This window comes from Micromonospora sp. SD19 (assembly GCF_054462275.1).
Map to the genome: position 1 here is coordinate 49,156 of NZ_JBTLMN010000012.1, position 26,001 is coordinate 75,156.

General features: G+C 73.2%; 20 protein-coding genes and 1 pseudogene. 7 read left to right on the top strand and 14 right to left on the bottom strand.

The window, feature by feature from the left end; genetic code table 11:
* Window positions 1–108: 108 nt before the first annotated feature.
* Together ACX27O_RS29095 and gltB are read right to left on the bottom strand one after the other, a co-directional pair.
* Complete coding sequence (locus tag ACX27O_RS29095; protein WP_030334412.1) at window positions 109–1,644, bottom strand: glutamate synthase subunit beta; 1,536 nt, start codon at window positions 1,642–1,644, stop codon at window positions 109–111.
* Entirely contained in the window at window positions 1,637–6,349 is a 4,713-nt protein-coding gene (gene gltB / locus ACX27O_RS29100) for a glutamate synthase large subunit (RefSeq protein WP_458940423.1), read from the bottom strand. Before gltB ends, ACX27O_RS29095 begins: the two co-directional genes overlap by 8 nt.
* Before the next feature lie 144 nt (window positions 6,350–6,493).
* On the opposite strand from gltB, the gene ACX27O_RS29105 reads away from it, so the two are divergent.
* Window positions 6,494–7,339, top strand: a complete 846-nt coding sequence (locus tag ACX27O_RS29105; protein WP_357636354.1) for a GNAT family N-acetyltransferase — start codon at window positions 6,494–6,496, stop codon at window positions 7,337–7,339.
* A 36-nt stretch (window positions 7,340–7,375) separates the two neighbouring features.
* On the opposite strand, the gene ACX27O_RS29110 is transcribed toward ACX27O_RS29105, so the two are convergent.
* Window positions 7,376–8,563 (bottom strand): FAD-dependent oxidoreductase, encoded by a 1,188-nt coding sequence (locus tag ACX27O_RS29110; protein ID WP_210857749.1) that lies wholly within the window; start codon window positions 8,561–8,563, stop codon window positions 7,376–7,378.
* 15 nt (window positions 8,564–8,578) lie between these two features.
* Window positions 8,579–9,757, bottom strand: coding sequence for a prolipoprotein diacylglyceryl transferase (gene lgt / locus ACX27O_RS29115; RefSeq protein WP_210857750.1), 1,179 nt, complete (start codon window positions 9,755–9,757; stop codon window positions 8,579–8,581).
* 102 nt (window positions 9,758–9,859) lie between these two features.
* Here lgt and ACX27O_RS29120 point away from each other — a divergent pair, with 102 nt between their 5' ends.
* Window positions 9,860–10,561 carry an NUDIX hydrolase gene (locus ACX27O_RS29120; protein WP_210866165.1) on the top strand — a complete coding sequence of 234 codons (702 nt, stop codon included), beginning with the start codon at window positions 9,860–9,862 and terminating at the stop codon, window positions 10,559–10,561.
* 138 nt (window positions 10,562–10,699) lie between these two features.
* Here ACX27O_RS29120 and trpA read toward each other — a convergent pair whose 3' ends face one another.
* Genes trpA through trpC form a run of 3 tightly spaced genes read right to left on the bottom strand, consistent with a single transcriptional unit; the run spans window position 10,700 to window position 13,585 of the window.
* Window positions 10,700–11,503: a tryptophan synthase subunit alpha gene (trpA, locus tag ACX27O_RS29125; protein ID WP_210866164.1), complete on the bottom strand. Its 804-nt coding sequence runs from the start codon at window positions 11,501–11,503 to the stop codon at window positions 10,700–10,702.
* Between the two features lies 1 nt (window position 11,504).
* The gene (gene trpB, locus ACX27O_RS29130; RefSeq protein ID WP_030334426.1) at window positions 11,505–12,743 is read right to left on the bottom strand and encodes a tryptophan synthase subunit beta; all 1,239 of its coding nucleotides are present in this window, start codon (window positions 12,741–12,743) and stop codon (window positions 11,505–11,507) included.
* A 38-nt stretch (window positions 12,744–12,781) separates the two neighbouring features.
* The gene (trpC, locus tag ACX27O_RS29135; protein ID WP_030334428.1) at window positions 12,782–13,585 is read right to left on the bottom strand and encodes an indole-3-glycerol phosphate synthase TrpC; all 804 of its coding nucleotides are present in this window, start codon (window positions 13,583–13,585) and stop codon (window positions 12,782–12,784) included.
* 485 nt (window positions 13,586–14,070) lie between these two features.
* Between trpC and ACX27O_RS29140 the strand changes: the two genes are divergently transcribed.
* Entirely contained in the window at window positions 14,071–14,340 is a 270-nt protein-coding gene (locus tag ACX27O_RS29140; RefSeq protein ID WP_210862336.1) for a hypothetical protein, read from the top strand.
* Between the two features lie 27 nt (window positions 14,341–14,367).
* On the opposite strand, the gene ACX27O_RS29145 is transcribed toward ACX27O_RS29140, so the two are convergent.
* The 4 genes and pseudogenes from ACX27O_RS29145 to ACX27O_RS29160 all read right to left on the bottom strand — a co-directional run.
* Complete coding sequence (locus ACX27O_RS29145) at window positions 14,368–14,955, bottom strand: Trp biosynthesis-associated membrane protein (RefSeq protein WP_358128129.1); 588 nt, start codon at window positions 14,953–14,955, stop codon at window positions 14,368–14,370.
* Between the two features lie 55 nt (window positions 14,956–15,010).
* Window positions 15,011–16,564 carry an anthranilate synthase component I gene (locus ACX27O_RS29150; RefSeq protein ID WP_030334434.1) on the bottom strand — a complete coding sequence of 518 codons (1,554 nt, stop codon included), beginning with the start codon at window positions 16,562–16,564 and terminating at the stop codon, window positions 15,011–15,013.
* Window positions 16,561–16,995 (bottom strand): phosphoribosyl-AMP cyclohydrolase, encoded by a 435-nt coding sequence (hisI, locus tag ACX27O_RS29155; RefSeq protein WP_030334436.1) that lies wholly within the window; start codon window positions 16,993–16,995, stop codon window positions 16,561–16,563. Before hisI ends, ACX27O_RS29150 begins: the two co-directional genes overlap by 4 nt.
* 225 nt (window positions 16,996–17,220) lie before the next feature.
* Window positions 17,221–17,505, bottom strand: a pseudogene (locus tag ACX27O_RS29160) (phosphoribosyl-AMP cyclohydrolase); the annotation flags it as partial.
* Between the two features lie 598 nt (window positions 17,506–18,103).
* Between ACX27O_RS29160 and ACX27O_RS29165 the strand changes: the two are divergent.
* The 3 genes from ACX27O_RS29165 to ACX27O_RS29175 all read left to right on the top strand — a co-directional run bounded on the left by ACX27O_RS29165 (window position 18,104) and on the right by ACX27O_RS29175 (window position 20,304).
* Window positions 18,104–18,859, top strand: coding sequence for an ABC transporter ATP-binding protein (locus tag ACX27O_RS29165; RefSeq protein ID WP_030334438.1), 756 nt, complete (start codon window positions 18,104–18,106; stop codon window positions 18,857–18,859).
* Complete coding sequence (locus ACX27O_RS29170; protein WP_030334440.1) at window positions 18,856–19,611, top strand: ABC transporter permease; 756 nt, start codon at window positions 18,856–18,858, stop codon at window positions 19,609–19,611. Before ACX27O_RS29165 ends, ACX27O_RS29170 begins: the two co-directional genes overlap by 4 nt.
* A 96-nt stretch (window positions 19,612–19,707) precedes the next feature.
* Window positions 19,708–20,304 (top strand): TetR/AcrR family transcriptional regulator, encoded by a 597-nt coding sequence (locus ACX27O_RS29175; protein ID WP_030334442.1) that lies wholly within the window; start codon window positions 19,708–19,710, stop codon window positions 20,302–20,304.
* Window positions 20,305–20,442: 138 nt separating this feature from the next.
* Here ACX27O_RS29175 and ACX27O_RS29180 read toward each other — a convergent pair whose 3' ends face one another.
* The 3 genes from ACX27O_RS29180 to ACX27O_RS29190 all read right to left on the bottom strand — a co-directional run bounded on the left by ACX27O_RS29180 (window position 20,443) and on the right by ACX27O_RS29190 (window position 25,051).
* Window positions 20,443–21,192 carry a DUF2470 domain-containing protein gene (locus ACX27O_RS29180; RefSeq protein WP_030334444.1) on the bottom strand — a complete coding sequence of 250 codons (750 nt, stop codon included), beginning with the start codon at window positions 21,190–21,192 and terminating at the stop codon, window positions 20,443–20,445.
* 84 nt (window positions 21,193–21,276) lie between these two features.
* Window positions 21,277–23,052 (bottom strand): ABC transporter ATP-binding protein, encoded by a 1,776-nt coding sequence (locus ACX27O_RS29185; RefSeq protein ID WP_030334446.1) that lies wholly within the window; start codon window positions 23,050–23,052, stop codon window positions 21,277–21,279.
* 115 nt (window positions 23,053–23,167) lie between these two features.
* Window positions 23,168–25,051, bottom strand: a complete 1,884-nt coding sequence (locus ACX27O_RS29190) for an ABC transporter ATP-binding protein (protein ID WP_030334448.1) — start codon at window positions 25,049–25,051, stop codon at window positions 23,168–23,170.
* Window positions 25,052–25,222: 171 nt separating this feature from the next.
* Between ACX27O_RS29190 and ACX27O_RS29195 the strand changes: the two genes are divergently transcribed.
* Window positions 25,223–25,852 (top strand): TIGR03085 family metal-binding protein, encoded by a 630-nt coding sequence (locus ACX27O_RS29195; RefSeq protein ID WP_030334450.1) that lies wholly within the window; start codon window positions 25,223–25,225, stop codon window positions 25,850–25,852.
* Window positions 25,853–26,001 lie beyond the last annotated feature (149 nt).

Consider the following 26,001-nt stretch of genomic DNA (forward strand, 5'->3'; position numbering starts at 1 on the left):
AGTCTTGCCGGCTTAAACCCTTTTACCCACTTTTGTGAGCGGCTTCACCAGCGGGAATACCCGGCCGGTGCGGCAGCGGACCTGCCGCACCGGCCGGGCGCCCGCAGCTCAGCGAGCGGCGAGAGCCTGCGCGTCCGGGCCCACCGGGGCCGGCAAGGCACCGACACCACCCAGATAGCCGTGGATGGCGGCGGCCGCCGCCCGCCCCTCGGCGATCGCCCAGACGATCAGCGAAGCGCCCCGGTGCATGTCACCGGCCACGAACACCCCGTCGGCGGCGGTCTGCCAGTCGTCGCGGGCGTCGACGGCGCCCCGTGGGTTGCGGGCCACGCCGAACTGGGCCAGCAGCGGCTGCTGCTCGGTGCCCTCGAAGCCGATCGCCAACAGCACCAGATCGGCCGGCAACTCCCGCTCGGAGCCCGGCACCACCGTGACGATCCGCCGGCCGTCGCGCTTCTCCACCGTCACCTCGGCGATCCGCACCGCCCGCACCTGACCGGTGCCGTCGTCCACGAACTCCTGCACCGCCACGGCGAAGACCCGCTCGCCGCCCTCCTCGTGCGCCGGGTAGCTGCGCAGCACCCACGGCCAGGTCGGCCACGGGTCCCGTGCCTCGTCGCGCTCCTGCGGCGGCTGCGGGTACAGGTCGAGCTGGTGCACGCCCGCGGCGCCCTGGCGGTGCGCCACCCCGAGGCAGTCGGCCGCCGTGTCCCCACCACCGATGATCACCACGTGCTTGCCGGCCGCGTCGATCGGGGTGCCGTCCGGCAACACCGCCCGACCCGGCCGACCCTCGCCGGTCACGGCGACGCCCGGCTGGTCGGTGGTCGCGGTGGCGACCGCGCGATTCGCCGCGACCAGGTGCGCCATCGCCTGGTGTACGCCCCGAAGCGCCCGCCCGCGGGTCTCCGGGGTGTCCCGGCCCTGCAACGCCCCACACGCCAGCAGCACCGCGTCGTGCTCCGCACGCAACTGCTCGGCGGTGACGTCCACCCCGACGTTCACGCCCGTACGGAAGCGCACCCCCTCGGCGGTGAGCTGCGCCAACCGGGCGTCGATGTGCCGCTTCTCCAACTTGAAGTCGGGGATGCCGTACCGGAGCAGACCACCGATCGCGTCGTCGCGCTCGTACACCGTCACCGCGTGACCGGCGCGGGCCAGCTGCTGGGCGGCGGCGAGGCCGGCGGGCCCGGAGCCGACGACGGCGACCGACCGGCCCGACGGCGCCGGCACGGCGCGGGGGGTGAACCCACGCGCGGCGGCGGCGTCGGCGATCTCCACCTCGACCTGCTTGATGGTCACCGGTTGACCGCCGGAGATGCCGAGCACGCAGGCCGCCTCGCAGGGTGCCGGGCAGAGCCGGCCGGTGAACTCCGGGAAGTTGTTGGTGGCGTGCAGCGACTCCACAGCGGCGTCCCAGTTGCCGGTGCGCACCAGGTCGTTCCAGTCCGGGATGCGGTTGCCCAGCGGGCAGCCGTCGTGACAGAACGGGATGCCGCAGTCCATGCACCGGGTGGCCTGCTCGCGGATGAGGTCCTCGCCGGCCGGCGGGTAGACCTCCCGCCAGTCGCTGATCCGCACCGGCACCGGGCGGCGGGCCGGCAGTCGCCGGTCGTAGCGCAGGAAACCGTTCGGGTCAGGCACGTGCCACCTCCTGGGCAGCCACCCGCGGGGCGGGCGGCACCGGCATCGCCGGCACAGCGGGTGCGGTCAGTTCTGTCATGACCGCGTCGTCGACGTCGCGGCCGGCGGCTTCGGCGGCCCGCATGATCTCCAGCACCCGGCGGTAGTCGCGGGGCACCACGGCGGTGAACTCCGCGACCGCCTCCGGCCACCGCTTGAGCAGTTCCTCGGCGACCGCCGACCCGGTCTCGGCCACGTGCCGTTGGACCAGCTCGTGCAGCAGCGACTGCTCCTGCTCGCCCAGCGGCATCAGGTCGACGAGCTCCGCGTTGACGCGGGCCCGGTCCAGGTGGTGCACGAACGCCGTGCCACCGGACATGCCGGCCGCGAAGTTCCGGCCGGTCGCGCCGAGCACCACCACCGTGCCACCGGTCATGTACTCGCACCCGTGGTCACCGACGCCCTCGACGACGGCGACCGCGCCGGAGTTGCGCACCGCGAACCGCTCCCCGACCCGGCCGCGGAGGAAGACCTCGCCCGCGGTGGCCCCGTACAGGATGGTGTTGCCGGCGATGATCTGGTCCTCCGCGCGCTGGCCGGGCGCGGCGTCCGGGTCGAGGAACGGTGCGGCGGCGTCCGGACGGACGATGAGGCGACCGCCGGAGAGGCCCTTGCCCACGTAGTCGTTGGCGTCGCCGTGCAGGCGCAGGGTCACCCCGCGCGGCAGGAACGCGCCGAACGACTGCCCGGCCGTGCCGTGCAGCACGAACTCGATGGTGTCCTCGGGCAGGCCGGCGCCGCCGAAGCGACGGGTCACCTCCCCGCCGAGCATCGCGCCGACGCTGCGGTGCTCGTTGCGCACCGCCACCTCGACCCGCACCGGCGCCCCCTCGGCCAGCGCCGGACGGGCCAGCGCGATCAGCTCGTTGTCGAGGGCGTGCCTAAGGCCGTGGTCCTGGGCGCGGACCCCGCGGCGGGCCGCACCGGCGGGCAGCTCCGGCAGGTGCAGGACGGGCGCCAGGTCCAACCCGTGTGCCTTCCAGTGCGCGACCGCCGGGGCCACGTCGAGCAGCTCGGACTGCCCGATCGCCTCCTCGATGGACCGGAAGCCCAGCTCGGCCAGGTAGCCCCGGACCTCCTCGGCGAGGAAGAGGAAGAAGTTCTCCACGAACTCCGGCTTGCCGGTGAAGCGCTCCCGCAGCACCGGGTTCTGGGTGGCGATGCCGACCGGGCAGGTGTCCAGGTGACACACCCGCATCATCACGCAGCCCTCGACGATCAAGGGCGCGGTCGCGAAGCCGAACTCCTCCGCGCCGAGCAGCGCCGCGATCAGCACGTCCCGGCCGGTCTTGAGCTGACCGTCGACCTGCACGGTGACCCGGTCACGCAGCTTGTTGAGCAGCAGCGTCTGCTGGGCCTCGGCCAGCCCCAGCTCCCACGGGGTGCCGGCGTGCTTGAGCGAGTTCAGCGGAGACGCGCCCGTGCCGCCGTCGTGCCCGGAGATGAGGATGACGTCGGCCTTCAACTTGGCCACGCCGGCAGCGACCGTGCCGACACCCACCTCGCTGACCAGCTTGACGTGCACCCGGGCGGCCGGGTTGACGCACTTCAGGTCGTGGACGAGCTGCGCCAGGTCCTCGATGGAGTAGATGTCGTGGTGCGGCGGCGGGGAGATCAGACCCACGCCGGGGGTGGCGTGCCGGGTCCGGGCGATCCATGGCCAGACCTTGTTGCCGGGCAGCTGACCACCCTCGCCCGGCTTGGCGCCCTGGGCCATCTTGATCTGGAGGTCGTCGGCGTTGACCAGGTATTCGCTGGTCACGCCGAACCGGCCGCTGGCGATCTGCTTGACCGCCGAACGGCGGGCCGGATCGTGCAGCCGATCGACGTCCTCGCCGCCCTCGCCGGTGTTGGACTTGCCGCCGAGCCGGTTCATGGCGATGGCCAGCGTCTCGTGCGCCTCCGCCGAGATCGACCCGTACGACATGGCGCCCGTGGCGAACCGCTTGACGATCTCGGAGGCCGGCTCGACCTCGTCCAGGGGCACCGCCGGGCGGACCCCGGTACGCAGGGTGAACAGCCCGCGCAGCGAACCGGCCTGCGCGGCGAGCGCGTCGACTTTCGCCGTGTACTGGCGGAACACGTCGTACTGCCGGCTGCGGGTGGCGTGCTGGAGCAGGAAGACCGTCTCCGGGTTGAACAGGTGCAGCTCACCCTCGCGGCGCCACTGGTACTCGCCGCCGACCTCCAGCCGGTCGGAAGCCGCCGCGCCGGCCGGCGGCCAGGCCAGCGCGTGCCGGGCGGCCACCTCGGTGTGCACGCCCGCGAGACCCACCCCGCCGATGCGGCTGGGGGTGCCCCGGAAGTAACGCTCGACCAGCCGGGTGTCCAGGCCGACCGCCTCGAAGACCTGCGCGCCGCAGTACGAGGAGACCGTCGAGATGCCCATCTTGGACATGATCTTCAGGACGCCCTTGCCGAGCGCCTTGGCGTAGTTGCGCACCGCGGCGGCGGGCTCGATGCCGGCCAGCGCGCCGGTGGAGATCAGATCCTCCACCGACTCGAACGCCAGGTACGGGTTGACCGCCGCCGCGCCGTAGCCGATCAGCACCGCCGCGTGGTGCACCTCCCGGCAGTCGCCGGACTCGACGATCAGCGCCGCCTGCGTACGTGTCTGCTCCCGCACCAGGTGCTGGTGCACGGCGGCGGTGAGCAGCAGCGACGGGATCGGTGCCAGGTCGGCGTTGGAGTCCCGGTCGGAGAGCACCAGGATGCGCACGCCGTCCTCGATCGCCTCGGAGACGTGCCGGCAGATCTCGGTCAGCCGTGCCTTGATCCCGGCGGCACCCTCCCTGATCCGGTACAGCCCGGAGACCCGCACCGCCTTGAAGCCGGGCAGGTCGCCGTCCTCGTCGATGGAGAGGATCTTCGCCAGCTCGTCGTTGTCGATGATCGGATGCGGGAGCACGATCTGCCGACAGCTCGCCGCGCCCGGGTCGAGCAGGTTGCCCTCCGGCCCGATGGTCGACGCCAGGCTGGTCACCAGCTCCTCGCGGATGGCGTCCAGCGGCGGGTTGGTGACCTGGGCGAAGAGCTGGTGGAAGTAGTCGTAGAGCAGCCGCGGCCGGGTCGACAGCGGCGCGATCGGGGTGTCCGTACCCATCGAGCCGAGCGGCTCGGCGCCGGTGCGGGCCATCGGCGCGAGCAGGATCTTCAGCTCCTCCTCGGTGTAGCCGAAGGTCTGCTGCCGGCGGCGCACCGAGTCGTGCGTGTAGACGGTGTGCTCGCGGGCCGGCAGGTCGTTCAGCTCGATCAGCCCGGCGTGCAGCCACTCGCCGTACGGCTCGGCGGCGGCCAACTCGGATTTGATCTCCTCGTCGTGCACGATCCGCCCGGCCACGGTGTCGACCAGGAACATCCGGCCCGGCTGGAGCCGCCCCTTCGCGACCACGTGGGCCGGGTCGAGGTCGAGGACGCCCGCCTCTGAGCCGAGCACCACGAGCCCGTCGTCGGTCTGCCACCAGCGCCCCGGGCGCAGCCCGTTGCGGTCCAGCACCGCGCCGACGATCTCGCCGTCGGTGAACGCCACCGAGGCCGGACCGTCCCACGGCTCCATCAGGCTGGCGTGGAAGCGGTAGAAGGCACGCTTGGCCGGGTCCATCCCGGGGTCGTTCTCCCAGGCCTCCGGAATCATCATGAGCACCGCGTGCGGCAGGCTCCGCCCGGCCAGGTGCAGCAGCTCCAGGACCTCGTCGAAGTTCGCCGAGTCGGAGGCGGCGGGCGTGCAGACCGGGAAGATCCGCCGGATGTTGCCCGGCACCTTCGGCGAGCGCAGCAGCGCCTCGCGGGCCTGCATCCAGTTGCGGTTGCCCCGGATCGTGTTGATCTCGCCGTTGTGGGCGATGAACCGGTACGGGTGCGCCAGCGGCCAGGACGGGAAGGTGTTGGTGGAGAAGCGGGAGTGCACCAGCGCGATGGCGCTCTCCACCCGCTCGTCGCGCAGGTCGGGATAGAACGCCGGCAACTGGTCCGGCGTGAGCATGCCCTTGTAGACCATGGTGCGGCTGGACAGCGACGGGAAGTACGCCGGAACGCCCCGCTCGGCGGTCTCCCGTTCGGCCTGCTTGCGCAGACAGAACGCCACCCGGTCCAGCTCGATGCCGCGCAGCGGGGAGCCGGCCGGCCCGCCGGGCGCGTCGGTCAGCCGGTGCGCGGCCAGGAAGATCTGCCGGACCCGGGGCATCGCCGCCAGGGCGGTCTCGCCCAGGTCACCCGCGTCGGTCGGCACGTCCCGCCAGCCGAGCAGATCGGCGCCCTCGACCAGCGCGTACTTCTCGACCACCCGCCGGGCACGCGCCTCGGCGGCATCGTCGTCGGGAAGGAACACCAGCCCGGTGGCGTACTCGCCCGCCGGGGGAAGCGCGACGTCGGCCACCGCGCGCAGGAACGCGTCGGGCACCTGGATCATGATGCCGGCGCCGTCGCCGGTGTTCGGTTCCGCGCCGCGGGCGCCCCGGTGGTCCAGCCGACAGAGCGCGCCGAGCCCGTTGGCGACGACCGAGTGGGAACGCCGGCCGTGCAGGTCCGCCACGAAGGCCACGCCGCAGGCATCGTGCTCCTGCGCTGGGTCGTAGAGGCCCTGGGCGGCCGGACGGGGGTGGGGCGTCGGGGACGCCTGCGGGCTGTGCGGGTGCGGCTGTGCTGTGTCCGCGTACGGCTGAGCCACCGGGCCTCCTGTCGTCACTCAGGTTGGATCATGATGGGGACGACGTCGGCCCGTGGGTCTATTGAGTCTACGTTAGGGCCGGGGTCGCACGGCCACCCGAGATTGATCACACCGTCCACTGGCTGGGACGTGTAGTCTCGCGCGGTGGATCCGCTACACAAGCACGTCTTCGACCGGTTGGAACGCTTCTACGACGCGGTGCCCCGCGACGCCGCCGGTGCGGAGGAGCATGGTGGGCTGGTGCTGTTCGTCCGCGATGGCGCCGGGTGGCCGTTCTACGCCCGCCCGCGCATCGACGCCACCGAGCCGCCGTCGCTCGCCGACGTGACGTCGGTCCGCGAGCGCCAGCGGAAGCTGGGTCTGCCGGAAGCCTTCGAGTGGGTGCACGAGACGACGCCCGAGCTGCTGGCGGTGGCCCGCTCGGCGGGGCTGAACGTGCTGGAGGCGCCGCTGATGGTGCTCGACCCCAGCGCGCTGCCCGACCCGGCGACGCTGTCCGACGCGGCGGTGCGGGTGCTGGCGGCGGACTCCCCCGGCTTCGCCGCCGATGTCGCCGCCCGGCGTGCGGTGGCAGCGGTGTCGTTCGCCGCCGCCGGCACCGCGCGCGGTGAGGCCGGCCCGGCCGAGCGCGACGCCGCCGTCACCGAACTCGAACTGGCCGCGCTCGACGAGGAGCGCGCCCGGATCGCCGACGGCCGGCGGATCTCCGCGCTGGCCGGCACGCCGACCGAGGGCGCGCTGGCCAGCGGCATGGCGATGCGGGTGGACGACGTCGCGGAGATCGCCGGGGTGGCCACCCTGCCGTCCGCCCGGCGACGCGGGCTGGGCGCCGCGCTCACCGCCACCCTGGCCCGGGAACTGCTGGCCGCCGGCACCGACCTGGTCTTCCTCTCCGCCGGCAGCGAGGAGATCGCGCGGGTCTACCTGCGGGTCGGCTTCCGCCGCATCGGCACCGCCTGCATCGCCGAACCCGCCGCCCTCATCTCCTGACCCGCCGCGCCCGCCTGCCCTGCCCGGCGACCGAGGTCAGGTCGGTGGGCGCCACTGCGCGGCGGAGGCGGCGGCGCTGGAGAGCAGCCGCGAGTTGATCGTGCCGAGGGCGGCGTCCCGGGCGCGCAGCGCCAGTCGGCCCCGGGTCTGCAGCACCGCCGACATCCGCCGGGTCTGCCGGACCACCGTCGCGGCCCGGGGACGGCGCACCCGGTCGTACGCCACGACGGCGTCGGGCAGCCGCGCCTCCCGCAGCAGCGAGGAGAGAGTGGCGGCGTCCTCGAACGCGAGGCAGGCGCCCTGCCCGAGGTGCGGCGGCATGGCGTGCGCCGCGTCGCCGAGCAGCACCACCCCACCGGGACCGACCGGAAAGCCGTACGCCCGGGGCAGCGGGCGCAGCTCGCGAACTTCCTGCTGGACCAGGTCGGCCGGGTTGGTGGCCTCGAGCAGCGCGCCGACCGGCGCCGGCCAGTCCGCGTACCAGCGGCGCAGCAGGGCGAGCTGGGTCTCCGGTGGTTCCGGGCGTGGCGCGCCGGCGGCGGTGGCCACCCAGTAGATGCCGCCACGGCTGGACCCGCCCGAGGAACCGCGCTCACCCAGCGACGCGGCCACGAACCGGTAACCCGCGCCGAGAATCTCACCGGCCAACGGCTGGTCGTCGGGGAGTCGAGGGGCCTGGTACCAGGGGATGACGGCCCGCCAGGCGGCGCACCCGGAGCTGACCACCCGGGACTCGGGTGCGAGTTGGCGGCGGATGCCGCTGTCCGTGCCGTCGGCGGCGACCACCAGATCGGCCTCGATGGTGTGCCGCCCCTCGCTGACGCCCGGTCGCTCGCCCGGCTCGACACGGACGTGGCGCACCGTCACCCCGGTCCGCAGCTCGACCCGGTCACCGAGGCCGGCGATCAACGCGTCGTGCAGGTCCTCCCGGTGCACCACCACCGGCATCCGGTCGGCCGGGATCGGCCGGGGCTGCACCAGCCAGTGCCCGTCCGGGCGACGGACGCCACCGTCGGGCAACGGGGTGGCGATGGCGGCCAGCCCGGCGCCGAGACCGAGGGCCTGCAGCGCGCGGACACCGTTGGGCCAGAGCACCACGGCGGTCGGTTCGGGGCGAACCCGTTCGGCGCGTTCCAACACTGTGACCTGCCAGCCGGAACGGGCCAGCGCGCCGGCCACCGCGAGGCCACCGACCCCTGCGCCGACCACCACCGCGCTTCGCATCGGTGCCGCCTCCGCTCAGCTGTCCCGGTCGGCGGGACGCGCGCCAGTGGCGTCGGCCCGCTCGGTGCGCTCTGCGGACGGCTCGTCCGTCGGCTCGTCGTCGCGCGACGCGACGTCGGCGGGAACCGTGTCGCCGGACGGCTCGCCGTCGTCCGGCCGGGAGTCGTCGGCGCTCGTCGGCGGTACGACGCCGGTGTCCCGCCAGGCGGCGTACTGCTCCTCGCTCACCACCCGGTAACCCTCCGGCGCGGCGGCCCGCGCGGGGGTCTCCCGCTCGGAGAGGTCGACCTGGGAGAGGTCGGAGGTGGGGGGCGGGGTCGTCGTCGCCGCGCCCAGCGGGATCAGGTAGTCCCGAGGGCCGCGCACCCGGACGAAGTAGATCAGGGCACCGAGGAAGACCAGGGCGGCGGTCCAGACGTTGAGGCGTACGCCGAGGATCTGGTTGGCCTCGTCGGTGCGCATCAGCTCGATCCAGAACCGGCCGGCGGTGTAACCCATCACGTAGAGCGCGAACGCCCGGCCCCGGCCCAGCTTGAGCCGGCGGTCGAGGATGAGCACCAGGGCCACCACGCCGAGGTTCCACAGCGCCTCGTAGAGGAAGGTGGGCTGGTAGAGGCCCGGTTCGAGGATGGGCTGCCCGGCGTCGTCACGCAGCGCGTGGCCCGGGTTGTCCGGGTCCATCCGATGGATCTCCAGACCCCACGGCAGTGTGGTCCGGGCACCGAAGAGTTCGTTGTTGAACCAGTTGCCGACCCGGCCGACCGCCTGGGCCAGCGGCAGCCCGGGGGCCAGCGCGTCGGCCACCACGCTGAACGGAATGCCGAGTTGCCGGGCGGCGATCCACGCGCCGACCGCCCCACCGGCGACAGCACCCCAGATGCCGAGACCGCCCTCCCAGATGGCGAACGCCTTCATCGGGTCCCCACCGGCGCCGAAGTACTTCTCGGGTGAGGTGATCACGTGGTAGATCCGGGCGCCGATGATGCCCGCGGGCACCGCCCAGACGGCGATGTCGAGCACCGCGCCGGGCGCGACGCCGCGTTGCCGCAGCCGGCGCTCCGTCACCCAGCAGGCCAGCACGATGCCGGCGATGATGCAGAGCGCGTAGGCCCGGATCGGCACCGGCCCGAGCTGCCAGACCGCGGTGCTGGGACTGGGCAGGGCCGCCTGGGGAGAGAGCGAGGCGAGGGTCACGGGTGCACACGCTACCGCTGCACACCCCCGCAGCGGCACCCCGGGCGGCGGGAGCGCGCATCCCGATGACTTCTGGTTTGCACCGTCGTAGGCTCTTTGTCCATGAGCGCGCTCACCTGGGCGGTCGCCGCGGTCGTCACCGACGACACCGGTCGGGTGCTGCTCTGCCAGCAGGGCCGGGGCACCCGCCGCTACGCGTTGCCCGGCGGGCGGCTGCGTCCGGCCGAGGGCCCGGTGCGGGCCGCCCTCCGGGACATCCGCGCGGAGACCGGCTGGGACATCGAACTGGTCGACCTGGTCGGCGTCTACCACCTTGCCGGCCCGGCCGGGGTGGCCGCCGCCGGGCGCGCCGGGCCGCTGCCGGACGTCCTCGCGCACGTGTTCCGGGCCCGCGCGGCCGGGGCCCGACCTTCCTGCGACCCACCGCCGGGCTGCCGGTTGTCCTGGCACTCCCCCGACGCGCTGCCCGCGGTGGTCACCCCACTCACCCGGGCCGCCGTCACCGACGCGACCGCCGGCCGCTCCGGGGTGCTCCGCGACGTCCCCTGGGCACCCGACACCGCCGACCCCGCGTCACTCCCGGCGGCTCGGCCCGCCGAGGAGGGCCGGCCGGCAGCCGACCAGGGCACGCAGCCGCCGCGAACCAGCCAGGACAGGCAGTCGCCCGGGACCAGCCAGGACGGGCAGCGGCCCGGCACCGGCCAGGACGGGCAGCGGCCCGGCACCGGCCAGGACGGGCATCCGGGGGCGGGGCAGCCGCCGGAGCAACGCGGCGAGGCCGCGAACCCGTCCCTGCACCCCTGACAAGCAGCAACCGTTCCGAGCTTCGTCGCGTGCCCGCAGACACCTTCGCCGCCGCCTCATGCGAATGAGCGACAGGCAAAATGCCCCCACGCGGCGCGGACGGCCGCCGCGAGCGGCGAGGGGTCGTCGAGGGCGGGCTCAGCGGCTGGGGTTACGGACGCCCTCGGCCAGCTCGGCGCTGAGGGTACGCAGGGCGGCCAGCCCCTCCGCCTCGGTGGGCGCGTCGAGCAGGCACCGGATCAACGCGCTGCCCACGATCACCCCGTCGGCGTAACCGGCGACGGTGCCGGCCTGCGCGCCGGTGCCCACACCAAGGCCGACACCGACCGGCAGGTCGGTCACCGCGCGGGCCCGCGACACCAGCGTCGGGGCGGCGTCGGAGGTACGCGCCCGCGCACCGGTCACCCCCATCACGGCGGTCGCGTAGACGAAGCCGCGGCAGTGCCGCACCGTCATCGCCAGCCGGGCGTCAGTGGACGACGGCGAGATCAGGAACGTGCGGTCCAGACCGTGCGCGTCCGAGGCGGCCAGCCACTCGTCGGCCTCGTCGGGGATGAGGTCCGGGGTGATCAGGCCGGTGCCGCCGGCCGAGGCGAGGTCACGGGCGAAGACATCCACGCCGTACCGCTCGACCGGGTTCCAGTAGGTCATGGTGACCACCGGGGCACCGGTCGCCGCCACCGCCTCGATGATGCGCATCGTGTCCGCGGTGCGTACGCCCCCGGCCAGCGCGATGTCACTGGCCCGCTGGATCACCGGACCGTCCATCACCGGGTCGGAGTAGGGGATCTCCACCTCGATGACGTCGACGCCGGCCTCGACCATGGCGGTCATCGCGGCGATGCTGCCCTCGACGGTCGGGAACCCGGCCGGCATGCAGCCGACCAGCAGTGCCCGTCCGTCGGCGCGGGCCTTGTCGAAGGCCACCCCGATCCGGCTCATCTCACCGCTCCTTGTCGAGGATGCCGAAGTAGTCGCCGGCGGTGTGCACGTCCTTGTCGCCCCGCCCGGACAGGTTGACCACGATGGTGGGCTCCCGGCCCAGCTCGGCGGCGAGCTTCGGGGCCAGCGCGACGGTGCCGGCGAGCGCGTGGGCGCTCTCGATCGCCGGGATGATGCCCTCGGTGCGGCAGAGCAGCTCGAAGGCGGCCATCGCCTCGTCGTCGGTGACCGGCAGGTAGCTCGCCCGGCCGGTGTCGTGCAGCCACGCGTGCTCCGGCCCGACACCGGGGTAGTCCAGGCCGGCGGAGATCGAATGCGACTCCAGGGTCTGCCCGTCGGCGTCCTGCAGCACGAAGGTGCGGGTGCCGTGCAGCACCCCGGCGGACCCGCCGGTGATGCTCGCCGCGTGCCGGCCGGTGGCCACCCCGTCGCCGCCGGCTTCGAAGCCGTACAGCCGCACGGCCTGATCGCCCACGAACGCGTGGAAGATGCCGAGCGCGTTGGAGCCGCCGCCGACGCAGGCGGTGACGGCGTCCGGCAGCCCACCGGTGAGGTCCAGGCACTGCTGGCGGGCCTCGTCACCGATGCCCCGGACGAAGTCGCGCACCATCGCCGGGAACGGGTGCGGGCCCGCGGCGGTGCCGATCAGGTAGTGCGTCTCGTCGACGTTGGCCACCCAGTCGCGCATCGCCTCGTTCATCGCGTCCTTGAGGGTGCGCGAACCATTGGTGACCGGAACGACCGTCGCGCCGAGCATCCGCATCCGGGCCACGTTGAGCGCCTGCCGCTCGGTGTCGACCTCGCCCATGTAGACCACGCACTCGAGGTCGAACAGGGCGGCGGCGGTCGCGGTGGCGACACCGTGCTGACCGGCACCGGTCTCCGCGATCACCCGGGTCTTGCCCATCCGCTTGGTGAGCAGCGCCTGGCCGAGCACGTTGCGCACCTTGTGCGCGCCCGTGTGGTTGAGGTCCTCGCGCTTGAGCAGCACCCGCGCGCCGACCTTCGCCGAGAACCGCCGGGCCTCGTAGAGCAGCGACGGTGTGCCGGCGTAGTCGCGCAGCAGCGCGCCGAACTCGGCCCGGAAGGACTCGTCCGCCATCGCCGTACGCCACGCCCCGTCGAGCTCGTCCAACGCGGCCACCAGGGCCTCGGGAACGAACCGACCGCCGAAGCGGCCGAAGTGACCGGCGGAGTCGGGCTGCGGGCCGGCCACCGGGGCCAGCGCGTCGGCGCTCATCGCGAATCCTCTCGGTGGTACGTCAGGCCGGCGCGGGGTCAGCGCACCGGCCGGGGCGTTGCCGGGTGGTTGCCGGCGTTGACCAACTCGGCGACCGCCTCGCGGGGGCTCTTCTGAGTGACCAGGCCCTCGCCCACGAGGACCGCGTCGGCGCCCGCGGAGGCGTACCGGATCAGGTCGTGCGGGCCACGAACGCCGGATTCGGCGATCTTGACGACGCTGCTGGGCAGACCGGGCGCGATCCGCTCGAACACCGACCGGTCAACCTCCAGGGTACGCAGGTCACGGGCGTTGACCCCGATCACCTGCGCGCCGGCCTCCAGCGCGCGGTCGGCCTCCTCCTCGTCGTGCACCTCGACCAGAGCGGTCATGCCCAGCGACTCGATCCGCTCCAGCAGACCCATCAGGACGTTCTGCTCGAGTGCGGCGACGATCAGCAGGACCAGGTCGGCGCCGTGCGCGCGGGCCTCGTGGATCTGATAGCTGGAGACCACGAAGTCCTTGCGCAGCACCGGCACGGTGACCGCGGCACGGACCGCCGCCAGGTCGTCCAACGAACCGCCGAACCAGCGCCCCTCGGTCAGCACGCTGATCGCCCGCGCCCCACCGGCCGCGTAGTCGACGGCGAGATCGGCCGGATCGGCGATCTCGGCCAGCCGGCCCTTGGACGGCGACGAACGCTTCACCTCGGCGATCACGGCCACGCCGGGCTTACGCAGCGCCGCGTACGCGTCCATGGGCGGCGGCGCCGCCGCTGCCAGTTCACGGATCCGCTCCAGCGGAACCTGCTCCTGGCGTCGGGCGACGTCTTCACGCACGCCGGCCAGAATCTCGTCGAGCACGCTTACGGACGCTGCCTGGCCGGCCTCGTCCCCCTCCGCGTGCGCATGCTCAGCAGTCACGAACGGACTCCCCTCTCCGGGCGTCATGGGCCGATGCTAGGGGCAGCCGACCGACGCCGGACGCCGGGGGTATGGCGCTGCTCACGAAAAGGGCTGCGGCATAATGGCCGACCTGCCGTGAATGGGTTGTCACGCAGCGCCACCTCCGGTATCGACCACCGTCACGCGGTACGGAGCCTGACGGCCGCAGTCGGACCGGGCCGATCCATCGATCATGCCACCAGTTGCCGCCCGCCGCCCGACGGCAACGATATGGATCGATGCTGTGAGCAAGCTCAAGGCCGAACGGCCGGTCCCAGGTCACGACCGAGGCGGGACAGTTGACCGGGCGGTCACCTCGGCGAAACGTCGACGGGCCAGCATCGTCCTCGGGCAGACTCGATGGCGCGCCTGCCCCACGCCACAACTCCTCGTGCGAGGTGACCATGAACATTTCCGAACCGCACCCGACCATCGGACTGACCACCATCTCGCGGACGGTCGCGTCACTCGCCGTCGGGGTCGTGCACACCGTGGAACGGGCCGTGGTGGGCGAGGCACGGATGCGGACGGCACGGGGCAACGCCTGGGAGGCGGTCTGCGCCGACCGGGCCCGCGCCGACCAGCGCGCGGAACTCAACCGCCTGGTCGCCGAACTGACCGCCGCCCGCGCCGCGAGTCGCCGCGCCGAGTGGGAGCGCCAGCCGGTCGGCTGACAGCCGCCGACCGCCGCGCCCACCGCGTCAGTCGGCCGTCGGATCCTCGCCCCGGTCCAGCGCGTCCCACGCCTCGGTGGTCCGCCGCCCCGCCAACGGGGTCGACGACCCGGCCGGGTCACCCTGCGCCGACGCCGCCTGCGCAGTGGTCCGCGCCGGACGTTCGTACCGGGCGCCCATCGCCGGCCACTCACCGCCCCGCAACGCCGTCCACCAGCCGCCCACCGCGGCCAGCAGACCGCCGAGCAAGCAGAGCGCCGGCCACTGCCGGCTCACCGCGCCGCCCACGTCGGCCACCAGCCCGTACCCGCCGCCGGCCGCCACGGCCAGGCCGAGCACGCCGAGCAGCACACCCAGTGCCCGCCGCAGGCGGCCCCGGGTGGCCAGCACCGCACCACCCCCGGCCAGGGTCACCAGCGCCAACGCCGGCAGCCAGGGCAGCAGACTCGCACCGCTGCGCGTGTCGCGCACCGGCGGCAGCGGCGCCGGACGTACCGACATCTCGACCGACCAACTCCGCGTGGCCGCCCACAGCGCCAGGCCCGCGCCGGCCAGGCAGAGCAGCACGGCGTACGTCAACGCCCGCCGGCCCACGACGGCCCGCTCCCCACTCACTGAGTCTGCCTTTCGTTCGCGACTGCGGGGCTCCGCTGCGCTGCACTCCTCGCGCTCACCGAGCGGGCCGGAGGGTCTCGGCGGCCGCGATCGCGGCCAGCACGGCCGCTGCCTTGTTCCGCGTCTCCTGATCCTCGGCGGCCGGGTCCGAGTCGGCGACCACACCGGCCCCGGCCTGCACGTAGGCGCGGCCGTCGCGGATCAACGCGGTCCGGATGGCGATCGCCATGTCCAGGTCGCCGCCGAAGCCGAAATAGCCGACGGTGCCGCCGTAGAGACCACGACGGACCGGCTCCAACTCCTCGATGATCTCCATGGCCCGCACCTTCGGCGCCCCGGAGAGCGTGCCGGCCGGGAAGGTCGCCGCCAACGCGTCGAAGGCGCTCTGGTCGTCACGCAACGTGCCGGTGACGGTGGAGACGATGTGCATGACGTGGCTGTACCGCTCGATGGTCGCGAACTCGGGCACCTCCACGCTGCCGGGCTGGCAGACCCGACCCAGATCGTTGCGGCCGAGGTCGACCAGCATCACGTGCTCGGCCCGCTCCTTCGGGTCCGCGAGCAGCTCGGCGGCGAGCGCCGCGTCGGCGGCGGGGGTGCCACCTCGCGGCCGGGTGCCGGCGATCGGGTGCAGCAACGCCCGGCGCCGCCCGTCCGCGCCGCCGGTGACCTTCAGGTGCGCCTCCGGAGACGAGCCGACGATGTCGAACCCGTCGAAGCGCAACAGGTACATGTACGGGCTGGGGTTGCTGGTGCGCAGCACCCGGTAGACGTCCAGCGGGTCGGCGTGGGTCGTCCGCTCGAAACGCTGGGAGAGCACGATCTGGAAGCACTCACCGGCCCGGATCGCCTCCTTGGCCGCCTCCACCGCCTTCGGATAACCGCCCTCCGGCGTACGGCAGAGCACCTCTCCGGCCGGCGGACGCTCGACGGTGGAGATCATCGGCGGGATGGGCCGGGACAACGCCGTGGTCATCGCGTCCAACCGGCCCACCGCGTGGTGGTAGGCGGCGGCGACCTGCGGGGCGCGGTCCGGGGCGTCCAACGGCGGCAGCACCGCGTTGGCGACCAGGATCGCCGAGCCGTCGTAGTGGTCGAGCACCACCAGGTCGGTGGCGAGCATCATGCCCACCATCGGGACGCCCAGGTCGTCCTCGGTCAGCTCGGGCAACCGCTCGAACCGCCGGATCAGGTCGTAGCCGAGGTAGCCGACCATGCCCCCGGTCAACGGCGGCAGACCGTCGGACGGGTCCCCGACCGGCCCGGCCAGCGCCGCGACCGTCTCCCGCAACATCCGCACCGGGTCACCCTCGGTGGGCAGCCCGCTCGGCGGCTGGCCGAGCCAGGTCGCCACGCCGTCGCGTTCGATCAGGGTGGCGCTGCTGCGTACCCCGATGAACGAGTACCGCGACCAGGCCATCCCGGCCGAACCAACGCCCTGCTCAGCCGATTCCAACAGGAACGTGCCCGGCCCACCGGCCAGCTTGCGGTAGACGCCGACCGGGGTCTCCGCGTCGGCCAACAGCCGCCGGGTCACCGGCACCACCCGCCACTCGGCGGCCAACGCGGTGAAAGTGGCCAGGTCAGGGCTGAGCGAGCCGTCGGTCATGAGTGCGCCTCCGTCCCGGTGACGGGCAGCTCGGTGAAGAAGCAGGTCCGGTGGCCGGTGTGGCAGGCCGCGCCGACCTGGTCCACGCTCACCAGCAGCGCGTCCCCGTCGCAGTCCAGGGCGACCGACCGCACGTACTGGTGGTGCCCTGAGGTGGCGCCCTTGACCCAGTATTCGCGTCGGCTGCGCGACCAGTAGGTGGCCCGGCCGGTGGTCAGGGTGCGGTGCAACGCCTCGTCGTCCATCCAGGCGACCATCAGCACCTCACCGGAGTCGTGCGCGCGCACCACGGCGGCGACCAGACCGTCGGCGGTGCGGCGCAGCTGGGCCGCGATGGCCGGGTCGAGCCGGGAGGGGCGCGCCGGCGCGGGCGCGGCCAGCTCGTTCGGGTCGCTGGGTACGCCGGTCACCGGCGGGTCAGGTACGGGCACAGTGAGCAATTCTCCCGCACGCGGCGCGGGCGCCGCCGACCGCTCCCGCCAGGGCTGCGGCGAGGGCCCCGAGGGCCGGGTCTGCGGCGGGGACGAGGGCTGCGGCGCGGGCCCCGCCGGCCGCGCCAACTGGGCGACGTAGCGGTCCAACCGGCCGTCGACCAGGGCGGCGGCCAGGTCCGCGCCAGCCGTGTCGGCGATCTCCTCGGCGTACGGCCGGATCAACGGCAGGGTGCCGGCGACCAACCGGACGGCGGCGGCCCAGAGCTGCCCGGTAGCGCCCGGGCGCAGCCCGAGGCAGAGCAGCATGTCCGACCGGTAGCCCGGTGGGGTCACCGGCAGTTCCAGGGCCGCCGCGAAGGCCGCCCGGCGGGAGTGGACCCGCACGGACGGGTTGGCCGGGCGGAGCACCGAGGGGCAGAGCCGCGCCAGGTCGGCGACGGCGAGCCGGACCCCGAGGCGGTCGTTGGCCGCGCGGGCGGCGGCGGCCTTACCCAGCGTGGCGATCATCTCTTCCAGCCGGGGCGGCTCGGCGGGCTGACACAGCACTGGCAGGTCGATCCGGGGCCGCCAGTGCGGGTCGGCCCAGAGCAGCCGCGCCGGCGCGGTGACCGGTAGCCCGAACGCCCAGTCGGCCGGTTCGCCGAGGCGGTGCACCCAGGACCGGACGTCACGGGCGGCCACCGAGACGTGGGTGAGCTGGCCTGCGGACTCGGCCAGGTAGGCCCGGCGGGCCGCGTACGGGGCGCCGCCGACCAGCACGTCCAGGTCGACGTCGCTGTGCGCGGTGGCGGCGCGGCGGGCGTGGCTGCCGCGCAACAGGATGCCGACGACCGGCCGCTCGGCGGCCTGCCGCAACCGCGCGGCCCAATCCTCGAGAAAACCGCTATCCGGTAACGGAGCGTGACCCACGGCGCCATCGTGCCGCACGTCCGATCGGTGCGCAATGCCCGTTGGCGGACTTCGTGTCCGGTCCGGAGCTTACTGCCCGTTCTCGCACTGGGCGCAACGGTCGGCGCCCAGTTGTCGATTCCGGGCCGTTGCGTGCGGCGCGGTATTTCATCTAGCGTTGAGTTCAACAGATGATGAGTTTCTGTGGAGGTGTGCGATGGACGATGCGATAGCCGTCCGGGACCTGGTCGTCGACCGGGGTGGGCGGCGGGTGCTGGACGGCATCAGCTGCCGGGTGCCGCGCGGCGCGGTCACCGGGCTGCTCGGCCCCAGTGGCAGCGGCAAGACCACCTTCATGCGCGCGGTGGTCGGGGTGCAGGTGGTCGCCAGCGGGACGGTCACCGTGCTCGGCCAACCGGCGGGCACTCCCGCGCTGCGACACCGGGTGGGCTACCTGACCCAGGCGCCGAGCGTCTACGCCGACCTGACCGTCCGGGAGAACGCCCGCTACTTCGCGACCCTGTACGGGCGTGGGCGCGCCGAGGCCGATCGGGCGATCAGCGATGTCGGGCTGGCCGAGGCGGCCGGTCAGCTGGTCGGCACCCTCTCCGGCGGTCAACGCAGCCGAGCCTCGTTGGCGTGCGCCCTGGTCGGGGAGCCGGAGCTGGTCATCCTCGACGAGCCGACCGTCGGTCAGGATCCGGTGCTGCGCGCTGACCTGTGGGCCCGGTTCCACGCGATGGCCGCCGCCGGCACCACACTGCTGGTGTCCAGCCACGTGATGGACGAGGCGGCCCGGTGCGACCGCCTGCTGCTGATCCGTCAGGGGCGGTTGATCGCCGACGACAGCCCGGCGGCGATCCGCGCCGCCGCCGGTGTGGACGACCTCGACGAGGCGTTCCTGCGGCTCATCCGGGCCGGCGAGGCCGCCTCCACCAGCACCGACGCGACCGCCGCACGGGAGACAGCATGAGCCCGCGAATCCTCGCCGCCACCACCGGCCGCATCCTGCGTCAGCTCCGGCACGACCGGCGGACCATCGCGCTGCTCGTGGTGGTGCCGGCCGTCCTGCTCACCCTGGTCTACTTCATGTACGCCGACCAGCCGACCCCGCCCGGTCAGCCGAGCACCTTCGACCGGATCGCGCTGGTGATGCTCGGCATCTTCCCCTTCGTGATCATGTTTCTGGTGACCAGCATCGCCATGCTGCGCGAACGCACCTCGGGCACGTTGGAGCGGCTGCTCACCACCCCGCTGGGCAAGCTCGACCTGCTCTTCGGGTACGGCATCGCGTTCGGGCTGGCCGCCGCCGTGCAGGCCGCCGTCGCCGCCGCCGTGGCGTACTGGATCTTCGGTCTGGAGACCGCCGGCAGCATCGGGCTGGTGATCGGGATCGCCGTGCTCGACGCGGTGCTCGGCGTCGCCCTCGGGCTGCTGTGCAGTGCCTTCGCCCGCACCGAGTTCCAGGCAGTACAGTTCCTGCCGGTCGTGGTGATCCCCCAACTGCTGCTCTGCGGGCTGTTCGTGGCCCGCGACCAGATGGCCGGCTGGCTCCAGGCGCTCAGTGACGCCTTCCCCCTGTCGTACGCCATCGAGGCTTTGCAGGAGGTCGGTGCCCACGCCGAACCGACCGGCCGGATGTGGCGGGATGTCGCGGTGGTGCTCGGCGCGGTGGTGCTGGCGCTGGTGCTCGCGGCGGCGACCCTGCGCCGACGCAGCGGCTGACCGCCGACGCCGGGGGCGGCGGCCGGCACGGCTGCTGACCCCGGCGTTGACCGGGCCGGCCCACCACGGGCCCAGGCGGACGAACGAAGGGCGGCGATGACGCGGCGAACCGGCCGGCGACCCGGCAAACCGGGCACCCGGGAGGCGATCCTCGACGCGGCGCGGGCGGCGTTCGCCGAACGGGGCTTCGACGCCGCCTCGATCCGGGCCATCGCCGGCACGGCTGAGGTCGATCCCGCGCTGGTGCACCACTACTTCGGCAGCAAGGACCAGCTCTTCCTGGCCGCGATGAACTTTCCGGTCGACCCCGGTCAGCTGGTGCCGAAAGTGCTCGCCGGTGACCGGGACGCCGTCGGCGAGCGGATGGTGCGTACGTTCCTCGGCGTCTGGGACTCCCCGGCCGGGAGCGCCGCGCAGGCACTGCTGCGCTCCGCGGTGAGCAACGAGTGGACGGCTCGACTGCTGCGGGAGTTCGTCACCACCCAGGTGCTGCGCCGGGTACTCGAAAACCTCGACGTCGATCCGGCCGAGCTGCCGCTGCGGGGCTCCCTGGTGGCCAGCCAGATGATCGGCCTGGCCATGATGCGGCACGTGGTACGCCTTGAGCCGGTCGCCTCGGCCGACCCGGAAACCCTGGCGGTCATGGTCGGCCCCACGATCCAGCGTTACCTCACCGGCCCGCTGCCGACCTGACCCCACCCCACCTAGCCCCCTCGACCCCAACCCCCTCCCGCGATCTTGCACTTTCTGCGCCGACATAAGGGATGCAACTCGCATATCGGCAACCGAAAGTGCAAGATCGGCGCGGCGGAGGGCCGGGGCCTGGGGGGGCTAGTGGGGTGGGTGGGTGGCGGCAGTGAGTCGCAGTGGGGGGAGCAGACGGGGGAGGTCGGCTGGGTCGGCCAGCGGGTTCGGGAAGGTCAGCCGGACCCGACGTCGGGCACCGGGTCGACCGAGGGCGACCAGCAGCCCGTAGCGGTCGATGCGCACCACCCGGGGAGGTCCGTCCGGGGTCTGCCCGGTCAACCCGAGCTGCTGGCACAGGTACTCGGTCACCTGGGCGCCGTGGCACTCGGCGAGGTCGGCGAGCAGACGGGCCTCGACCGGGTGCACCGGGTCCGGCTCGGCCTCGGCGTACGCCACCGGGTCGATCCGGTGCACGACGCCGGCCCGCTCCCAACGGACCTCGACCACCTCGAAGCGGAACAACCGGAACCGGGTGCCCAGGTCGAGCAGGTCCCCGGTCGGCTCGACCGCGGCGAAGTCGACAGCGCCCTGGCGGGCCTCGTCGCCGCGCAGCTCGGCCGCCCAGCCGGACACCCAGGCCCGCCCCAGGCCGGGCGCACCGGCGGCGGGCGGCAGGTCGAGCACGTCGAGCACCACCGCGACGTCACCGCTGCCGGGCGCCGGTTGCAGGGCGGCGGCCAGGTGACTGGCCACCGGCACCAGCAACAGCACCCGCCCGTCCGAGTCGGTGACGTGCCGGGCGTGGTGCGGGCCCGGCCGGTGGGCCAGGTGCACCAGACCGGGCAGGCGGCCGGCGACGAGGGTACGGACGATCTCGGCGGAGTTGGGCCGCATGGGCGCGACCTCCTTAGAAGGTTAGGCTTACCTAACCCGGAGCCTAGAGCACCCGACCGTCGGCGTCCACCACACCGCAGCACCTCACCTGGTCTGCTCCAACCAGGAGGCGTAGAGCAGCCCGTACACCGAGTCGGCGTCGCGGACCAGCTCGTCGTGCGGGCCGCGCTGCACCACCCGACCCCGGTCCACCACGATCACCTCGTCGGCGGCCTGCGCCGTGGAGAGCCGGTGCGCGATCGCGAGGGTGGTCCGGCCCCGGGTGACCGCGTCCAGCGTGCGCTGCAACCGCACCTCCGTCGCCGGGTCCACCGCGCTGGTCGCCTCGTCGAGCACGAGCAGATCCGGGTCGGCCACGTACGCGCGGGCCAACGCGACAAGCTGACGCTCGCCGACGCTGAGCGCCTCGCCGCGCTCCCCGACGGGAGTGTCCAGGCCCGCCGGCAGACCCTCCAGCCAGTCCGACAGACCCAGCTCGGTGAAGGCGGTGCTCAGCTGCTCGTCGGTCAACTCCGGACGAGCGAAACGGACGTTGTCCCCCACTGTCGCGTCGAACAGGAACCCGTCCTGCGGCACCATCACCACGCGCGAGCGCAGCGAATCGAACCGGACATCCGTCAACGGCACCCCGGACAGCAGCACCGCCCCGGCCGACGGGTCCATCAGCCGGGTCAGCAGCTTGGCGAACGTGGTCTTGCCGCTGCCGGTCTCACCGACCACCGCCACCCGACTCTTCGCCGCGATCTCCAGCTCGATGTCGTGCAACACCGGCGGCCCACCCGGATAGGCGAACCGCACCCCGGTGAACCGGATGTCCAGCGGCCCGCCCGGCAACTCCCGCCCCTGCTCCCCCGGGTCGGCCACGTCCGGGGCGACGTCCAGCACGTCCAACACCCGACGCCAGCCGGCAATCGCGTTCTGCGCCTCGTTGAGCACCTCGGTGGCGATCTGCACCGGCTGGATGAAGAGCGTCACCAGGAAGAGGAACGCGGTCAGCTGGCCGATCGACAGCGTGCCGTCCACCCCCAACACCACACCCAGCACCACCACGCCGGCCAGCGCCAGCCCCGCCGCCAATTCCCCGACCGAGCTGCCCACGATGCTGATCCGGATCGCCCGTTGCTGCGCCAGGCGCTGCTTGTCGATCGCCTCGTCCAGCCGCCGCTCCGTACGCCCGGCGATCCCGTACGCCCGGATCACCGGCGCGCCCACCACGCTCTCGCCGATCGCGCCGAGCAGCGTCCCGGTGCGCTGGCGCACCGTCGCGTACGCCGAGCCGAGGCGACGTTGCAACTGCCGGATGACGAACACCGCCGGCAGGAACGCGGCCAGCACCACCAGTGTCAACTGCCAGGAGTACGCCAGCATGACGGCGGTGGTGACCACCAGCTGACCCAGGTTGACCAGCAGGATCACCCCGCCCCACTGGAGGAACTGGGTGATCTGGTCGACGTCGCTGGTCACCCGCGAGACCAACGAACCCCGCCGCTCCGACTGCTGGTGCAACATCGACAGGTCGTGCACGTGCCGGAACGCCCGCGTCCGGACATTGGCCAACGCCGTCTCGCTGACCGTGAACAGCCGGCGCATCATCAGGTAGCCGCAGATCGTGGTGATCGTCAGGATCGCCGCGGTGATCGCCACCACCGTCCAGACCACGGTCAGGTTCAGACCGCCGACGAGGCCCCGGTCGATGCCCTGCTGCACCGCCACCGGCACGGCGACCCGACCGACCATGTAGACCAACGCCAGGCCCAACGTGCCGGCCAGACCGATCCGTAGCTCCGGCGAGAGCGCCAGGCCCCGACGCAGGGTCTGCCAGGTCGTCTCCTCCCGCTGCCCGCGCTCCTCGACACTCACCGGGTCACGCCTTTCGTTCGCGACTGCGGGGCTCCGCTTCGCTGCACTCCTCGCGCTCACCGGGCCCGCCTTCCGTTCGCGACTGCGGGGCTCCGCTTCGCTGCACTCCTCGCGCTCACCGGTCCACCTCGATTTCCAGGCCCGACGGCAGCGGCGCCACGTCGTCGCCGTACGAACTCTCCTGCGCGCGCTCGACCTCGGCCTGCTCGTAGGCGGTGACCAGGTCGACGTACCCGGGCACGGTGGCCAACAACTCGCTGTGGGTGCCCCGGGCGACCACCCGTCCCTGCTCCACGTAGATGACCTCGTCGGCGAGCGCGATGGTGGCCCGCCGGTACGCCACCACCAGGATCGACGCGGCCGGAACGCCCGCCGCCGCGGTCGACGACCGCAGCCCCGCCAGGATGGCCGCCTCCACTCGGGGATCGACAGCGCTCGTCGCGTCGTCGAGCACCAACAGGCGCGGTCGGCCGGCCAGCGCGCGGGCCAGGGTGAGCCGTTGGCGCTGACCGCCGGAGAGCGAGGTGCCCCGCTCGCCGACCATGGTGTCCAGACCGTCGGGCAGCGCGGCGACGAACCCGTCCGCCTCGGCCAGCCGCAGCGCCGCCCAGACCACCTCGTCGTCGACGCCGGGCCGGTCGAGGGCGATGTTGGCGCGGACCGTGTCGTCGAAGATGAACGGCACCTGGGCGACCAGGGCCACCGTGCCGGCCAGCGAGGCGGAGGTCAGCTCGCGCACGTCCACGCCGTCCAGGCTCACCGTGCCGGAGTCCGGGTCGACGAGCCGCACCGCCAGCGAGGCGATGGTGGACTTGCCGGCGCCGGTGGGCCCGACCAGGGCCACCGTCCGACCGGACGGCACCGTGAAGCCGACCTCGCCGAGGACCTGCGCGCCGGGCGGGTGTGCTTCGGCGGGCGGGTAGGAGTAGTGCACGTCGTGGAAGGTGAGGGTGGCCGGCGCGGTCTCGTTCGGGTCGAGCACCCGCTGCCCGTACGGCATCTCGCCGGTGGCGTCGAGCACCCGGCGGACCCGGTCCCAACCGGCGACGCTGCGCGGCAGCTCGGCCAGCACCCAACCGATGGCCCGCACCGGAAACGCCAGCACGGTGAAGAGGAAGGCCACGCTGACCAGCTCGGTCACGCTGATCGCGCCCTGGCGCAGCCGGAACGCCCCGACCACCAGCACGGCGAGGGTGCCGAGGCTGGGCAGGGTCTCCAACAGCGGGTCGAAGATGCCGCGCAGCCGACCGACCGCGATCAACGAATCGCGCAGCTCACCGGCTCGGCCCGCGAACCGGGCGGTCTCCTGGGCCTCGCGACCCATCGTCTTGACCACCAGGGCCCCGTCGAAGCTCTCGTGGGCGATGCCGCTGACCTCGGCACGCAGCCGCTGCGCCCGGGCCTGCCGGGGTGCCATCCGGCGGGAGTAGATGACGTTGAGCGCGAACAGCGCGGGGAAGACCGCGAGGCCGACCAGGGCGAGCGCCCAGTCGGTGGCGAAGAGCGACACGATCGCGCCGACCAGCATCACCAACGTGCCGACGGCGAACGGCAGTGGCGCGATCGGGTACCAGGCCGCCTCCACGTCGGAGTTGGCGTTGGACAGCAGGGTGCCGGTGGAGTTGCGGTGGTGCCAGGACAGCGGCAGCTCCAGGTACCGACGGGTGACCCGGCGGCGGTAGGAGGCCTGGAGGCGGTACTGCATGTAGCCGGCGCCGAGGCGGCGGCCGAAGATGCCCGCGACCCGCAGCACGCTGATCCCGAACAACGCGGTCGCGGCCAGCGCCAGGGTGCCGGCGCCCACCTCGCCGCGTTCGATGGCCGGAAGCGCCACCTCACCGACGACCGACCCGACGACCCGGGCACTGACGATGATCATCCCGCCGAAGAGCACGCTGCCGACGACCGCCACCGAGAAGATCCGCGGCTGCTCACGGATCGCCTGTCGCAGAACCCCCAGCCCTCGACTGAGAACGTCCCGACTTGTCTTGCTCGCCACGCTCTCCCCCGCCGTAAGCCGTAATTATCTCCCTCATCCTTACCGGTCAGGGCCAGCACCGCCGACCCTGACTGGATATGTCGACCGTCACGTACCGGACGACGGTGTCCGCGGGCGGCGACCGGCGTCCGTCGGCGCGCGCCGACGGGCCACCGGGCCTACGATCGGGCCATGCCGCGGTACGCCCGAGCCGAGCGCGAGGCGCTGGCCGATCTTCTGCTGGCCCTCGGGCCGGACGCCCCGACGATCAACGAGGGCTGGGCGACCCGTGACCTCGCCGCTCATCTGGTGCTGCGGGAGCGCCGTCCGGACGCGGCGGGTGGGATCCTGCTGCCGCCGCTGCGCGGATACGCCGAGCGGGTCCGGCAGCGCCTCGCCGCACAGGGGTACCCCGAACTGGTGGCGCAGGTACGGCGCCCGCCGCTGTGGAGCCCGGTCAGCAATCCGCTGACCGACGAACTGGCCAACACGATGGAGTTCTTCATCCACCACGAGGACGTCCGACGGGCCGGCTCCGGGTGGCAGCCGCGCGATCTGCCCACCGGTTTGCAGAGCGCACTCTGGAAACGCGTGGCCCCGATGGCCCGGCTGGCCCTGCGCCGTTTTCCGGCGGACCTCCTCGTGCAGGCGCCCGGTCACGGTGAGATCTCCGTCGGTCGCGGCGGTGAGCCGCTGCGCCTGGTGGGCTCCCCGGGGGAGTTGGTGCTGTTCCTGTCCGGCCGGCAACGGGTGGCCCGGGTCCAACTGAACGGCTCGACGGAGGTGGCGGGACGACTGCGCGACGCCAGCCTGGGAATGTGACCGTCTGTACGGAAACGGTCACTGAATAGCTGTCGGATTCCCCACACCCAGCGAAGCACGCTGATACGCCCTCCCGTACGCTTCACCGCGCCGCGCCGCGCCGGGCGGCACGGAGTGGGGGCACACTGTGCGGGACTTCGCGATTTCGG